The organism is Bradyrhizobium sp. WSM1743 (assembly GCF_000473065.1).
Classification (GTDB): domain Bacteria; phylum Pseudomonadota; class Alphaproteobacteria; order Rhizobiales; family Xanthobacteraceae; genus Bradyrhizobium.
The window spans coordinates 1-13,998 of sequence record NZ_AXAZ01000114.1 but is presented as its reverse complement, the minus strand read 5'-3'; the positions used below and the strand labels follow the sequence as shown (position 1 = coordinate 13,998).

The following is a 13,998-nucleotide window of genomic DNA, read 5'->3' as shown; positions in this document are numbered from 1 at the left end:
CACATGTTGAACTTCGGCGTGAGGCTTCAGCCTCGCGCCGCAGGCCGAAGCTTGCTCGAGAACGGAAGATGGACCTGATCGATCGATCATAGACACGAGGCAAAACTCCGCGGGACCCTATGGTGCTCGACACCGCCTTCCTGTTTGGAACTCGTGCTGTGTACCCCATCTTGGCAGCGGTCATGTGCGACCGCATCAAAGACCGGACATATGGCCGCAATCGCTTCGATCACAACCAGCATTCCGCCTCTTGCCAGCAGGGGGCCGTCCACATATGGGTCCCGGCTCAGCGCCGCAACGCCTAAAGCGTTGCAGCGCGTCCGGGACACGAGGGGCGGCGGAGGAGCGCTGATCCGAGATCCTAAACTGGCGCGAACCGCACGCGATTGCATGCGGCAAGTTTGACGCGCTGAGCGCGCATTCGTGCGATGCGAGTTAATCATCTCGGTCGCTACGTGTAGGCTATGAGACGATTGCAGGTCGTGTCGCGCAATGCAGCCATTTTCAGCCGCTCTTTAGGCCCATTTCAGCCAAACTGTTATTGGTTTCTCGCTGTCCGGGGCAGGGTCTCTCATTTGGAGTCCTGCAATGTTCAAGCGAGTAATTTCTGCGTGCTTCTTCGTTGTCCTGGGTTCTGCCGCTTCGGAAGCGCGGCCTTACCGCATTCATCAAGCTCCTGAATGCAATGTCACCATGCCCTGCGACTTCTCATATTCGCAGACGCCACGCGAGCGGACGTCCAGATTCTCATTAGCGTCCAGATCTTCATTGATTTCCAGACCTTCACTGCAAGCCTACCGCTCGACGCAATTGACAGTGACTGATGCTGGGGGCGCCGCCACGCCGGCGGCCGGCTCCGGTGTCTCCGGTGCTCGCATTGTCGGTGGCCGTCCGGCCGGTTGCCCCTCGTCCTTCTGCGGCTGCGGCGCGGCCCTGCGCGTGTTCGGCCGCATCGTGCCGGAATTGAATCTTGCGTCCAACTGGCTGCGCTTTCCGCGGACATCACCCGCACCAGGAATGGTTGCTGCGCGACGAGGACACGTCTTCGTCCTGGAGCAGCACCTCGGTGGCGACGTCTGGATGGCCTATGACGCCAACTCGGGCGGGCACACGACGCGAATCCACGCGCGTTCGTTGCGAGGGTACACGATCGTCAATCCGCGCGGCGGTTCGGTGGCTTGAGGACAGCGACGCCACTCTCGACAAGACCGCGGTCGGGTCGCAGCATCCTTGCGACCCGCCCCCCCAGCATCGGTCACAGCCGCAGCACCTTACCGGGATTCATGATGTTCTGCGGATCAAGCGCGCGCTTGATGGTGCGCATGATGTCGAGCTCGGTCTTCGACCGGTAGTGGCTGAGCTCGTCGAGCTTTTCGACGCCGATGCCGTGCTCCGCCGAGATCGAGCCGCCCATCGAGGTGATGAGATCGTTGACGGCCCGCGTGATGGCGCCCTTGTATTGAGCCAGCGTCTGCTGATCCATGCCCACGGGACCCATGAACGAGAAATGCAGATTGCCGTCGCCGATGTGTCCGAGCGGGTAAGGCCTGATGCTCGGGAGAATGTCGAGCACGGCCTTGGTGCCCTTGTCGATGAACTCCGGTATCCGGGAGATCGCCACCGACAGGTCATAGCTCAGCCCAGGCCCTTCGGCCCGCGAAGCCTCGGCGACACTCTCCCGGATCCGCCACATGTTGCGCGACTGGCCGACCGTCTGAGCGATCGCGGCATCAAGCACGCGCCCGGTCTCGAGCTGATCGGCGAGAAACTGCTCCAGCTTCTCGGACATGCCCTCGGTCCCGTCCCGGCGTGGGCGCGCCGACGACCATTCAAGCAGGAGATACCATGGCGTCTCCGCCTTGAGCGGATCCTGGGTGCCGGGGATATGGCGCAGCACCATGTCGATCGCACTGCGGCTCATCAGCTCGCAGGAGCCGACATTGTCTTCGGAGGCACTATGGGCTTCGGACAGGATCTCCAGGGCCGCGCGTGGATCCCGGATCGCCAGCCATGCGGTGCAGACGTCCTTGGGCGCCGGCCATAGCTTGAGCACGGCCTTGGTGATGATGCCGAGCGTCCCTTCGGCGCCCATGAACAGGTGCTTGAGGTCGTAGCCGGTGTTGTCCTTCTTGAGCGCGCGCAATCCGTCCCAGACCTCACCATTGGGCAAGACGACCTCGAGCCCCAGCACGAGATTGCGGGCATTGCCGTAGCGCAGCACCTGCACGCCGCCGGCGTTGGTCGAGAGATTGCCGCCGATCATGCACGAGCCCTGGGCGCCGAGACTGAGCGGCAGGAATCTGTCGTGCTGGCTTGCTGTCTCCTGCAGCGTCTGCAGCACACAGCCGGCCTCAACCGTCATCGAATAGCCGACGGGGTCGACATCCAGCACGCGGTTCATGCGGCCGAGCGACAACACGATGCCGGTGTGCGCGGGCCAGGGCGTCGCCCCGCCCATCAGGCCGGTGTTGCCACCCTGCGGCACGATCGCGATGCCGTGCTCATGGCAGAGCCGCACGACTTTCGAGACTTCCTCGGTGCTCCCGGGCCGAACGACGGCGCCGGCACCGCCAACCAGCAATCCCCGCCAATCCGACACGAACGGCTGCATGCCGTGCGCGTCCTCGATCAGACCCTTCTCGCCGACGATCGCGCGCAACGCATCGCGCATCCCGGAGGTCAAGGGAGCGGTCGGGATGATGGGATCGGAAGACAGGAAGGCAGCCGGCATTTGTTTCCCCTGGCGCATCTTGGTGTGCACTGCGCACGTGACGTGCGGTGGCTATTGTCCACGTTTGGGCTGCGGAGTCTAACGAGAATGTGCGGGACTTTGGCAATGGCTGCTTGACCGCTTTTCCGAGCGCGCGCCTCGCCCTTCGAGACGATCGCGGAGCCTGTCATCGGGCCGCGCTTTGCGCGGACCCGGTGGCGCTCTCCTCAGGATGAGGCTAAGCGGCGTCATGCGTGTCGAAATTGCCGCCACACTCCATCCTCATCCTGAGGAGCCCGCGAAGCGGGCGTCTCGAAGGATAGGCCGCGGGAAAGCTGCCTTTCCCCAGTTCAAGAATTCGCTTTACAAGAATTCGGATTTGTCGTAGACATCTACCCATCCCAGCCCGCCACAAGGGGCGTTTCGCGATCGTCACGAGACGCGGGCCGGGAGGCGGTGGCCGCGACGGCGTCGTCGCGCGAGACAGGCTGCAGGGCGGGAAGCCCCGTGAGCAGCGGTGCGCGCGGTACGACACGGCGCTGACAGCGTCCTCGTTTGGCCGCGATGGTGAGCGCACGCCAGCCATCGCAGACAGGGGCGGGGATGTGCGCGGACGGCAAAATCGTGTGGTCCTGACGCCCGGGGTCTGTGCGTCAAGTGTTGCGGTGATTGCGCTGGCCCAACCGGGTCAGCGCATCAGCCATCCGCAAGGCGACGGGGGCAATAGTGCATCGCTCCCCGGGGAGAGCGCGACATAAGCCGTAAAACCATCCGCGCAGGGAAGGCCGCACGCTCGGCTTCACCTGTTGTCCACCCCGTGCGCGTCTTGTTCGCACACGGGACCGCGGGTGCCAGCCGGCGCCCGGCCTTCCCTGCGCCCTTTCTTAACAAGAGGGGCAACGAAGAGAGCAAAGCTCGGGCGAAACGAGTCGCGAGAATGCGAAGTTGTGTCTACAAGCGGAATGCGAATTGGTGGTGGAGACGACGCAACTTGCTCCGTCATTGCGAGCGCAGCGAAGCAATCCAGCCTGTCTCCGCGGAGGGTTACTGGATTGCTTCGCTGCGCTCGCAATGACGAGGAGGACAGAGTTACGCCCACTCCGTCTCCCGGTGCACATCGTGCACCACGAGGCCCATGCCTTCGTCCGGCATCTTGATCCAGTCGCGGCGCTTCAGGGTGCGCTTGGTGTCCTCATAACCACTGGTCCAGTGCTCGCGCATCGAGGTGCCCGAGAATTCGTGGTCCTTCGCGTCGCCCTCGTAGGCCTTCTGCTGGTAGATCAGATGCAGGATTGCGATCTCCGGCATGTTGCACAGGCTCGCCTTGAGCTTGCGTTCCTCCTCGGAGAGCTGCTCGTCCGGCAGCTTCGCCAGCGCCTTGTAGAGCAGGACCTTGAGGTTGTGGGTGCGGCGATAGACCTCGGTGTTGTGGCGCGTGCGCGAGGAATACATGATGTCCTTGTGGCGGGCCATCACATCCTGGATCGAGCGCGGCAGCACGCCGCGTGCGCTGAACAGGTCCACCTGGAACACCAGCGAATTGAGCGCATCCTCCTGGTCGAGCAGGTGCTGCAGCGGCGTGTTGGAGACGATGCCGCCGTCCCAGAAGTGATCGGTGCCGATCCGCACCATCGGCAGCGCCGGGGGCAGGGCGCCGGAAGCCATGACGTGCTCCGGCTCGATCTCGTCATGGGTGTTGTCGAAATAGATGAAATTGCCCGAGAGCACGTTGACCGCGCCGACCGCGAAGCGGACCTTCTTCTCGTTGATGAGATCGAAATCGACGAGCTCGCGCAGGCTCTCCTTCAGTGGCAACGTGTCGTAGTAGCTGGTCGCGGTGCGGGCGCCGACCGGGCTGAACCAGGGATTGACCTGGTGCGGGGTGAAGAAGCCGGGCTGGCCCAGCGCCGACGTCATCCACGCGCTGGTGAGATTGCGCCACTGCCGGAAGACGTCGCCATCTGGCGTGTAGTGCCAGATCTTGCGGTTGGTGATCCGCTCCCAGAAGATGCGCAGCGCCTCCAGCCGCTTCTCCGGCTTGTTGCCGGCGATGATGGCGGAGTTGATCGCGCCGATCGAGACGCCGCAGACCCAGTCCGGCTCGATGCCGGCCTCGTGCAGCGCCTGGTAGACGCCGGCCTGGTAGGCGCCGAGCGCGCCGCCGCCCTGCAGCACCAGCGCGACCCGGTCGCAGCGCTCGGGCCGCCAGCCGCGCGCGGGCGGCTGATGTGTCGAATGCATCGGTTGCGACGTGCGGGCGTCCATGCTGTGCCTCCCTGCGTATTCGCAAACGATTGCGTCCGGCGGTGACGGCGTGATGACAAATTCGGCGCCGATGCATCGGCTGCAGGCACGGTGGCTGCAGCGGGAATGGCACGGGTCGTGCGCCTGACGGAAATCCTTCACAGCGCGGTCAACGAGGTCGGCTAGCAATCTGCATCTACGTCTGACGCTGCCGGGCGGACGTCACATAAAGCATCACACAGGAGATCGGGATGCGCAGGGAAGACGTGCTGAGACTTCCGTCGATGCCCGCGGCCGGGCCGAGCTATCCCGCCGGGCCCTATCGCTTCGTCAACCGCGAATTCCTCGTCATCACCTACGAGACCGATCCCGGACTGATCCGCGCCGGCCTGCCCGAGCCGCTGGAGCCGATCGACCAGCCGATCGTGCATTACGAATGGATCAAGATGCCGGACTCCTCCGGCTTCGGCAGCTACACCGAGTCCGGCCTCGTCATCCCGGCGCGCCTCCACGGCGAGGAGGTCAACTTCGTCTCGCAGATGTATCTGGACGACGATCCGCCGATCGCCGCCGGCCGCGAGATCTGGGGTTTTCCGAAAAAGTACGCACATCCAAAACTCGAGATCGTCAAGGACACGCTGACGGGCACGCTCGAGTATGCCGGCCAGCTCGTCGCCATGGGCACGATGGGCTACAAGCATGAGAGCATGGCCGGCAATGGCGATCTCACCCGCGCCACGCTGTCGAAGACGCAGGTCAACCTGAAGATGATCCCCGGCGTCGACGGCCGCCTCGAAGTCTGCCAGCTCGTCGCCATCAACCTCATCGACATCGTGCCGAAGGGCTCGTGGATGGGGCCGGGCCGTTTGCATCTGGTGCCGCATGTCAATGCGCCGGTCGCGGATTTCCCGGTCCGGCGCTGCCTCGGCGCGCACCATTACATCGCCGACCTGACTCTGCCGTTCGGTCGCGTCGTCCATGACTATATCAGGGAAGCCGAGGCCGCCGCGACCGGGCTGGCGGCGGAGTAAGGGTCCATCATCAAACTGTAACACTGGCGTAATTGAGTACCCGCGTGGGTCCGGAAGATGTCGTAAGCCATCTTCCGGATACGAGGCATTGTTGACGGTTGGGGTTGGCCATGGCTGAGCCGGCAAAGCTAGTCAGCGCGATAACGAATGCCGAACCTGCTATTCCCGGTCTCGTCTGGGCATTCCGCCTGCACAGCGACGGCAGCGCCGAGGCGCTGCCGATCGACCAGCCGATCGAGTTCAGCCATGACGGCCGGCTCTGGCTGCATTTCAACCTGACGGATGCGCGCGTGCGGCCGTGGATCGCCGCATCAACTCTGCCGCAGCTCGCGCGCGAGCTATTGCTGTCGAACGACACGTTCCAGCAGCTCCATGTGATCGATCACTGCGTCTATGGCGTGTTCTCCGATCTCGTGCGCGAGATCGACAGACCGACGGAGGAGACCGCGTTCCTGCGCTTCGCCATGACCGAGCGCCTTCTGGTCAGCGGCCGCCATCACGCCCTGTGCTCGGCGGACGCGACACGGCGCGTGCTCGAAGGCGGCTACCGCGTCGACAATGTCGCTCATCTCCTGGAGAAGATCGTCGACGAGGTCGCCGACACGCTTGACAGGATGGCCGACAAGCTCGGGCAGGAGATCGATGACATCGAGGAGCGGATTCTCGCTGACGATACCAGGCCGGAGATGCGCCGCAATCTGGGCCGGCTGCGCCGCACCTGCGTCAGGCTACATCGTCAGCTCACCGGCCTGCGCGTGCTGTTCCACCGCCTCGACCAGAAGAACACCGATCACCTCTCGCCGGCCTTGCGCATCCACGCTGGCAAGCTGGCGCAGCGGCTGGACGGACTCGATCACGATGTCGTCGAATTGCGCGAACGCAGCCGCCTGCTCGAGGAGGAGCTGCGTTTCAAGAACGAGGAGGAGAGCAATCGCCACCTCCACACGCTGTCGATCGTGACCTCCATGCTGCTGCCGCCGACGCTGATCACCGGCATCTTCGGCATGAACACCAAGGGCCTGCCGCTCACCCATGTCGAGACCGGATTCCTCTGGGCGGCGGTGCTGATGGCCTCCTCGGTTGCTGCTGCCTACCTCTTCATGCGGCGGACGGGCATATTCAAGTAGCGTATCGATCGTGATTTGGCGTGCCCAGAGATCTCCATTGCGACGCGCGGTCGCGATCGCGCTGGCGTGGACGGCCGGGAGCACCAATGGGTTTGCAGGCGCCAAGGACGAGAGCGCGGCGGCATGGCTGTCCCCAAGATGGTTCAACGAGTGGCATGACGGCCTCGCCGACAAGGGCCTGAATTTCGGTGCGATCTATATCGCGGACAATATCGCCAACGCCTCCGGCGGCGTGAAGCGCGGCGCCATCCATTTCGGTCGGCTCGATCTGTCGGTCGACGCCGATCTCGACAAGCTGGTCGGCTGGACCGGCGGCCGCTTCTACGCCAATGCCCTCGTGATCTACGGCCGCGGGCTGTCCCGCAACTATGTGATGAACCTCGCCACCATCAGCGAGATCGAGGCGCTGCCGGATCAGCGGCTCTACAATGCCTATTTCGAGCAGAGCTTCTTCAATGATCGGCTGAACGTGAGGGCCGGCCAGCAGGCCGCCGACGTCGAGTTCTTCGACAGCCAGACCGACGACCTGTTCGTCAACGGCACCTTCGGCTGGCCGGCGATCAAGGCATCCAACCTCCCGGCCGGCGGGCCGGCGCCGCCGATCGCGGTGCCCGGCATTCGGATCAGGGCTGCACTATCAGACAAGATCACCGCCTATGGCGCGGTGTTCAACGGCGATCCCTCGGGGCCGGGTGATATCGATCCGCAGTTACGCGATCATCATGGCCTGGCCTTCCGCGTCAACGATCCGCCCTGGGTGATCGGGCAGGTCCGCTTCAACTACGACATCGATGTCGGCGGACGTCCGCTCGCCGGCAATTTCACGCCGGGCGCCTGGAAGCACTATGGCTCGTTCGACAGCCAGCGCTTCACGGCGGAGGGGCAATCGATTGCCGATCCCTCCGGCAGCGGGATTGCGGCCAAGCTTCGCGGCAACTACGGAATCTTTGCAGTGATTGAGCAGGTGCTCTACCGCCCGCCGGAGGTCAGGGAGAACAGCACCTCGGCCTCGCTCCCGGGCGTCACCGCCTTCGCTCGCGTCGCCTACAGCCCGCCGGACCGCAACCTGATCGACCTTTATCTCGACGGCGGCATCGGCTTCGTCGGCTTCACGCCGGGCCGTCCGCTCGATCGCTTCGGCGTGGCCATGGCCTACATGCGGATATCGAACACCGCGCGCAATCTCGATCTCGACACCCAGGCCTTCACCGGCATCCAGAGTCCGGTGCGCAGCAACGAGACGCTGATCGAGATGATCTACGAGGCGCACATCAAGCCGGGCTGGCTGGTCGCGCCTTACTTCCAATACGTGTTCCGTCCCTCCGGCGGCATCCCGAGCCCGAATGATCCGAGCGGCGTCTCGCGGATTGGTGACGCCGCGGTGTTCGGCGTCACCACCACGATCAGGTATTAAGCCGTCGCCGGCTGTAGTTTTGGCTGCCGCGATAACGCCAGCACGATCAGCGCCGCGAACACGCAGAGCGCGCCGGCGATGAAGAAGGCCGGCAGATAGCTTTGGTAGACTGTCCGCGAGAGCCCGGCGCCGAACGCGGCCGTGCCTGCGCCGAGCTGATGGCCGGCGAAGATCCAGCCGAACACCAGATTGGCGCGCTCGGGGCCGAACTTTTGCGCGGTGACCCGCACGGTCGGCGGCACCGTCGCGATCCAGTCGAGACCATAGAACATCGCGAAGGCCGAGAGGCCGTAGAACGAGAAATCGCTGAACGGCAGGAAGATCAGCGAGAGCCCGCGCAGGCCGTAGTACCAGAACAAGAGCCAGCGATTGTCGTAGCGGTCCGACAGCCAGCCAGACATGATGGTGCCGAAGAAATCGAAGATGCCCATCGCGGCGAGCAGGCTCGCGGCCTGCACCTGCGGGATGCCGAAATCGAGGCACATCGGGATCAGGTGCACCTGGACGAGGCCGTTGGTCGAGGCGCCGCAGACGAAGAAGGTCGCAAACAGGATCCAGAACGCGGTCGACTTCGAGGCGTCGCGCAGCGTGCCGAGCGCCACCGCCGTGATCGAGCCGTGGCTCACCGGTGGTGCGGGCAGAGGTGTCGAGCCCTCGTCACCGAACGGCCGCAGGCCGACATCGCTCGGCCGGTCGCGCATCGCGAGCAGCACGGCCAGTGCGGACACGCCGAGCATGACGCAGACGAAGCCGAGCGCGAGGCGCCAGCCGTAGCGTTCGGTGAGGCTCGCCAGCAGCGGCAGGAACACGAGCTGGCCAGTGGCGACGCTCGCGGTCATGATGCCGACAACGAGGCCGCGGCGCGCCGCGAACCAGCGCGTGGCAATGGTCGCGCCCAGCACCAGCGCGGTCATGCCGGTGCCGATCCCGATCACCACGCCCCAGAGCGCGATGAGCTGCCAGACTTGCGTCATGCCGAGCGAGAGCACGAGCGCCGAGACCACGATCAGCTGGGCGGCCAGCGTGACGTTGCGCAGGCCATAACGGTTGAGTAGGGCAGCCGCGAACGGCGCCATCAGCCCGAACAGGATGAAGCGGATCGACAGCGCGGAGGAAATCTCCGCCGTGCTCCAGCCGAACTCCTTCTGCAGCGGGACGATGAACACGCCGGGCGCGCCAATCGTGCCGGCGCTGATCAGCGCGGCGAGGAAGGTCACGCCGACCATCACCCAGCCGTAGTGGATGTTGCGGCGGGACAGTGCTGCCGCGAGCCAGTTCGAAATCATTGGGCCTCAGTGTTGTTGGCGAGCCTCAAGGGACCCGTATTATCATCGCAATCTGACACAGCTGAGGGAAGTCTGAAATGACAGACTTCCCTCAATTTAGGACATTGGCGTCAGTGCGTGAGCCGCTCCACGGCAATGGCCGTGGCTTCGCCGCCTCCGATGCAAAGCGCGGCGATGCCCCGCCTGAGGTTCTGCGCCTCCAATGCATGCAGCAGCGTCACGATCAGCCGCGCGCCGGTGGCGCCGATGGGATGGCCGAGCGCGCAGGCGCCGCCGTTGATGTTGAGCTTGTCGCGGGGAATGCCGAGATCGCGCTGCGCCGCCATCGCCACCACCGCAAAGGCCTCGTTGATCTCGAACAGGTCGACGTCGCCGGCGCTCCAGCCGACCTTGTCCAGCAGCTTGCGGATCGCCGGGATCGGCGCCGTGGTGAACCATTGCGGCGCCTGGCTGTGTGTGGCGTGGCCCTTGATCTCGGCGAGAACAGGCAGACCGTTGCGATCGGCCAGCGAGCGCTTGGTCAGCACGAGGGCAGCAGCGCCGTCAGCATTGGCGGAGGAGGCCGCCGGCGTGATGGTGCCGTTGGCGCGGAATGCCGGCTTCAGCCCGGGGATCTTTGCGGGATCGACCTTCAGCGGATGCTCGTCGTTGGCGATCATGCGGGGACCTGCTTTCTCGGTGAGCGTGACCGGCGCGATCTCGGCCCTGAACGCGCCGCCCTCGACCGCCTTGCGGGCGCGGCTCAGCGTCTCCATTGCGTAGGCATCCTGGTCCTTGCGGGTGAACTGATAGGCTTCCGCGGTCGCTTCGCCGAAATCGCCCATCGAGCGGCCGGTCTCGTAGGCATCTTCCAGGCCGTCCATCATCATGTGGTCGATGACGCGGTCGTGGCCGACGCGATAGCCGCCGCGCGCCTTGGCCAGCAGATAGGGCGCGTTGCTCATGCTCTCCATGCCGCCGGAGACGACGATGTCGGCCGAGCCGGCGCGAATGATGTCGTGCGCCAGCATGGTCGCCTTCATGCCGGAGCCGCAGACCTTGTTGACCGTGGTGGCGCCGGTGGCGTCCGGCAAGCCGGCGCTACGTGCCGCCTGCCGCGCCGGTGCCTGGCCTTGTCCGGCCGGCAGCACGCAGCCCATGAAGACCTCGTCAATCTTCTCGGGCGCGAGCTTGGCGCGCTCGAGCGCCGCGCCGATCACGTGTGATCCAAGCTTATGCGCGGGGAGTGGCGACAGCTCGCCCATGAAGCGACCGAGCGGGGTGCGTGCGGCGGAGACGATAACGACGGGATCGGCGGCTTCGGCCATGGGATAACTCCATGCGATGACAGGGTAAGATTATGAGCATCATATGATGCAGCGCAAAAAATGCAACCGCACGAGGGATGAGAAAATGTCGTGGTCCGGATGAGATTTGGTCGTTCGAGAGGAGCAGGGAGATTGTGCCGGGTGGCATTGTGAGCGCGGTGGTCGTTCCACACACGCCGCTGTCATCGCCCGGCTTGACCGGGCGATCCAGTATTCCAGAGACGGCTGATTGAGCCGAGAGGCGGCGGCGTACTGGATGCCCCGGTCAAGCCGGGGGCATGACACCTTCAGAGTAGAGCGAGCCTAACTCAGCAGATAGCGCGCCTACCGCTTCCGGTTCACAAATGCCTGCATCAGCCGCGTCGGCTCGTCCGTCAGGAACGATTCGCCGAACACCTTCACGCTCAGATTCACCGACTCCGTCAGCGGCAGTTCTTCCCACTGCCGCAGCAGCGCCTTCTGCGAGCGCAGCGCCTCGGGGCCGCATGCGAGCAGTGCTCCCACGACGTGCTCGACCTCGGCATCCAGCTCGCCGGGCGCGGCGACCTTGTCGACCAGGCCCCATGCCAGCGCCGTCGGGGCATCGATGTTCTCCGCCGTCATCACCAGCCAGCGGGCGCGGGCCCAGCCGATCAGTCGGGGCAACAGCGCCGCATGGATCACCGAAGGGATGCCGACGCGCACCTCGGGCATGCCGAAATGGGCATCATGCGCGGCGATCCGGAAGTCGCAGGCCGCCGCCACTTCAAGCCCGCCGCCGAGGCACCAGCCCGGCATGCGTGCGATGATCGGGGCAGGGAACTGGCGGACGGCCTCGCAGAGATCACGCAGGCGGCTGATGAAGGCTTCGGCGGATTTCTGATCGAGCCGGGCCATCTCCTTGATGTCGGCACCTCCGATCATACTCCTCTCGCTCTCGCCGCGCAGCACCACGACGCGGATGCTGCGGTCGGAGCTGAGCTGCTGGAGGCCTTCGCGCACGGCGTCGGTCACAGGCGAGCCGAGAATGTTGAGCGGGCCGGCGTTGCAGATTGCGACATGAAGGACGCCACGCGCATCGCGCGTCACGCCGCAGTGGTGGTTGAGCATTTCCATCGTGGGATCTCGAAAGGCTTTCGTGGACGCGCAAGGTACGCTGGTCGGGATCACTTCCGAGCCGAAACGGCCGGTTTGTCAAGCCGGCAGGAGGGACGGAGTTGTCAACGCGAAATCCGTGGCATAGTATGATGGTTACCATGCAAAGAGGTGGCCATGGCCGACATCGATCAACTCGACCTGTTTTCGCCGGCGCAGCGGCGTGAGCGCGTGGTGAACTGGCAAGTGCCTGCGCCGGTCGCGAGAGCGGCCATGGGGCTGTCAGGCATGGACGCCATGCTTGGCATTCGCGACGGTCGTCTGCCGCCGCCGCCGTTCGCAAAGCTGATCGGCTTCGTCATGGCAGTGGTCGAGCCGGGCCGGATCGTCATGGAACTGGAGCCGCGCGAGGATCTCGAGAACACCATCGGCCTTCTCCACGGCGCGACCGCAGCGGCGCTGCTCGACACCGCCATGGGATGTGCGATCTCGACCCGGCTCGAGGCCGGGCAAAGCTCGGTGACCCTCGATCTGAAGCTGACCTACTTGCGCCCGCTGTCGGTTCGGTCCGGGTTGATCTCGGCCGAAGGCAAGATCATCAAGCTGGGGCGCCAGACCAGCTACACCGAAGGCTTCGTCCGCGACGGCAAAGGCGCGCTCGCGGTCCATGCAACTGCAACCTTTTCCATGATCGGCAACAACTAAACATGAATTAATGCACCGTTCGGGCTACTTTCGTGTTATGAGATGATCTCCGACATTCAATGAGATCCGCATGCGCTATTCCCGGGAACACAAGCAGGAAACCCACGACCGGATCGTCAAGAAGGCCTCCGTGCGACTGCGCGAAAAGGGCGCTCATGGCATCGGCGTCGCCGACCTCATGAAGGAGGCGGGCCTGACCCATGGCGGATTCTACGCGCATTTCGATTCCCGCGAGGCGCTGGTGATCGAGGCCTTTGGCTATGCCATGGACCGTTCGATGGAGCACTGGCGCAAGCAGTCCGATCAGGTCGCGCCCGAGAAGCAGCTTGTCCAGATCGTGGAGACCTATCTCTCGACGCTGCATCGCGACAATCCCGGCCATGGTTGTTCGATCCCCGCGCTGGGCGCCGAGATCGCCCGCGAGAGCCCAAAGACGCGAAAGGCCTTCGCCGGCAAGCTCGACGAGATGATCGAGATGATGACCGACTTCGTTCCGAACGTGCCGCGCAAAGCCGCCCGCAAGCAGGCGATCGCGACCCTTGCGACGATGGCCGGCACCATGCTGCTGGCGCGCATCGCCGGCTCCAGCGAATTGTCCGACGAGGTGTTGAAGGCGGGCCGGGACAGTGCGCTGGGCAGCGTGAAGCGTGAGCCGAAGGTGGCGACCGCGAAGAAGGCGAAGCAGAATTAGTTCGAGGTGCCGTAGGGTGGGTTGGCCATGCGATTGCGCGAAGCGCATTCGCTTGGCGTAACCCACCACTGTGTTTATCCGCGGAGACAGAAGAGGTGGGTTACGCCTTCGGCTAATCTTACTGCGTCATGGGCGTCGACGTCCATTTGATGCTTCGCGGGCGCCACAGCACGGACATCGCGGCAAGGTCTTGATGAGCGCCCGAAGCAAGCGGGCGTGCATGGTTGCGATCGAGTTCGGGACATGGCGTTCAGGCCGCGCGGGCGGAACCTCTGGGTCGGTAATCGTCGGGTAAGGGAGGGACCTGGACCGACGGGGCGGAACGAGGTCCTGAGGGGGGAATCGTCGCCTGCTCGGCGATCAGGAAGCCGTAGGCTGCGATGCACAGGGTTGCGTGGTGATGGAAGCC

11 protein-coding genes and 1 pseudogene are annotated in these 13,998 nt (G+C 64.5%); 6 read left to right on the top strand and 6 right to left on the bottom strand.

The window, feature by feature from the left end:
* The first annotated feature begins 588 nt into the window (after positions 1-588).
* Positions 589-1,182, top strand: coding sequence for a hypothetical protein (locus YU9_RS48545; RefSeq protein WP_027577212.1), 594 nt, complete (start codon positions 589-591; stop codon positions 1,180-1,182).
* A gap of 73 nt (positions 1,183-1,255) precedes the next feature.
* Here the strand turns inward: YU9_RS48545 and YU9_RS0136920 are convergent, their stop codons facing one another.
* Both YU9_RS0136920 and YU9_RS0136915 read right to left on the bottom strand, forming a co-directional pair.
* Positions 1,256-2,731, bottom strand: a complete 1,476-nt coding sequence (locus YU9_RS0136920) for an FAD-binding oxidoreductase (protein ID WP_027577211.1) — start codon at positions 2,729-2,731, stop codon at positions 1,256-1,258.
* A gap of 1,068 nt (positions 2,732-3,799) precedes the next feature.
* Positions 3,800-4,975: a patatin-like phospholipase family protein gene (locus YU9_RS0136915; RefSeq protein WP_027577210.1), complete on the bottom strand. Its 1,176-nt coding sequence runs from the start codon at positions 4,973-4,975 to the stop codon at positions 3,800-3,802.
* 230 nt (positions 4,976-5,205) lie between these two features.
* Between YU9_RS0136915 and YU9_RS0136910 the strand changes: the two genes are divergently transcribed.
* The 3 genes from YU9_RS0136910 (at position 5,206) to YU9_RS0136900 (ending at position 8,526) form a co-directional block, all read left to right on the top strand.
* The gene (locus YU9_RS0136910; RefSeq protein WP_027577209.1) at positions 5,206-5,985 is read left to right on the top strand and encodes an acetoacetate decarboxylase; all 780 of its coding nucleotides are present in this window, start codon (positions 5,206-5,208) and stop codon (positions 5,983-5,985) included.
* 110 nt (positions 5,986-6,095) lie between these two features.
* The gene (locus tag YU9_RS0136905) at positions 6,096-7,112 is read left to right on the top strand and encodes a transporter (RefSeq protein WP_027577208.1); all 1,017 of its coding nucleotides are present in this window, start codon (positions 6,096-6,098) and stop codon (positions 7,110-7,112) included.
* A 37-nt stretch (positions 7,113-7,149) separates the two neighbouring features.
* On the top strand, positions 7,150-8,526 hold the full coding sequence (locus YU9_RS0136900) for a carbohydrate porin (RefSeq protein ID WP_245266701.1): 1,377 nt from the start codon (positions 7,150-7,152) through the stop codon (positions 8,524-8,526).
* On the opposite strand, the gene YU9_RS0136895 is transcribed toward YU9_RS0136900, so the two are convergent.
* From YU9_RS0136895 to YU9_RS0136885, 3 genes are all read right to left on the bottom strand, one after another.
* Positions 8,523-9,812 carry an MFS transporter gene (locus tag YU9_RS0136895; RefSeq protein WP_027577206.1) on the bottom strand — a complete coding sequence of 430 codons (1,290 nt, stop codon included), beginning with the start codon at positions 9,810-9,812 and terminating at the stop codon, positions 8,523-8,525. The two genes, YU9_RS0136900 and YU9_RS0136895, sit on opposite strands and share 4 nt — an antisense overlap.
* Before the next feature lie 110 nt (positions 9,813-9,922).
* On the bottom strand, positions 9,923-11,119 hold the full coding sequence (locus YU9_RS0136890) for an acetyl-CoA C-acyltransferase (protein ID WP_027577205.1): 1,197 nt from the start codon (positions 11,117-11,119) through the stop codon (positions 9,923-9,925).
* A 324-nt stretch (positions 11,120-11,443) separates the two neighbouring features.
* On the bottom strand, positions 11,444-12,214 hold the full coding sequence (locus YU9_RS0136885; protein ID WP_027577204.1) for an enoyl-CoA hydratase: 771 nt from the start codon (positions 12,212-12,214) through the stop codon (positions 11,444-11,446).
* A 156-nt stretch (positions 12,215-12,370) separates the two neighbouring features.
* Between YU9_RS0136885 and YU9_RS0136880 the strand changes: the two genes are divergently transcribed.
* Together YU9_RS0136880 and YU9_RS0136875 are read left to right on the top strand one after the other, a co-directional pair.
* Positions 12,371-12,898, top strand: coding sequence for a PaaI family thioesterase (locus tag YU9_RS0136880; protein ID WP_027577203.1), 528 nt, complete (start codon positions 12,371-12,373; stop codon positions 12,896-12,898).
* 70 nt (positions 12,899-12,968) lie between these two features.
* Positions 12,969-13,589, top strand: coding sequence for a TetR/AcrR family transcriptional regulator (locus YU9_RS0136875; protein ID WP_027577202.1), 621 nt, complete (start codon positions 12,969-12,971; stop codon positions 13,587-13,589).
* 250 nt (positions 13,590-13,839) lie between these two features.
* Here the strand turns inward: YU9_RS0136875 and YU9_RS48540 are convergent.
* A pseudogene (locus tag YU9_RS48540) lies at positions 13,840-13,998 on the bottom strand (IS701 family transposase); the annotation flags it as partial.

What these genes read in the sequence shown, in the direction of transcription:
- YU9_RS0136885 (WP_027577204.1), bottom strand. Translation starts at nt 12,214, where the DNA reads ATGGAAATGCTCAACCACCACTGCGGCGTGACGCGCGATGCGCGTGGC.
- YU9_RS0136915 (WP_027577210.1), bottom strand. Translation starts at nt 4,975, where the DNA reads ATGGACGCCCGCACGTCGCAACCGATGCATTCGACACATCAGCCGCCC.
- YU9_RS0136905 (WP_027577208.1), top strand. Translation starts at nt 6,096, where the DNA reads ATGGCTGAGCCGGCAAAGCTAGTCAGCGCGATAACGAATGCCGAACCT.
- YU9_RS0136875 (WP_027577202.1), top strand. Translation starts at nt 12,969, where the DNA reads ATGCGCTATTCCCGGGAACACAAGCAGGAAACCCACGACCGGATCGTC.
- YU9_RS0136890 (WP_027577205.1), bottom strand. Translation starts at nt 11,119, where the DNA reads ATGGCCGAAGCCGCCGATCCCGTCGTTATCGTCTCCGCCGCACGCACC.
- YU9_RS0136895 (WP_027577206.1), bottom strand. Translation starts at nt 9,812, where the DNA reads ATGATTTCGAACTGGCTCGCGGCAGCACTGTCCCGCCGCAACATCCAC.
- YU9_RS48545 (WP_027577212.1), top strand. Translation starts at nt 589, where the DNA reads ATGTTCAAGCGAGTAATTTCTGCGTGCTTCTTCGTTGTCCTGGGTTCT.
- YU9_RS0136920 (WP_027577211.1), bottom strand. Translation starts at nt 2,731, where the DNA reads ATGCCGGCTGCCTTCCTGTCTTCCGATCCCATCATCCCGACCGCTCCC.
- YU9_RS0136880 (WP_027577203.1), top strand. Translation starts at nt 12,371, where the DNA reads ATGGCCGACATCGATCAACTCGACCTGTTTTCGCCGGCGCAGCGGCGT.
- YU9_RS0136910 (WP_027577209.1), top strand. Translation starts at nt 5,206, where the DNA reads ATGCGCAGGGAAGACGTGCTGAGACTTCCGTCGATGCCCGCGGCCGGG.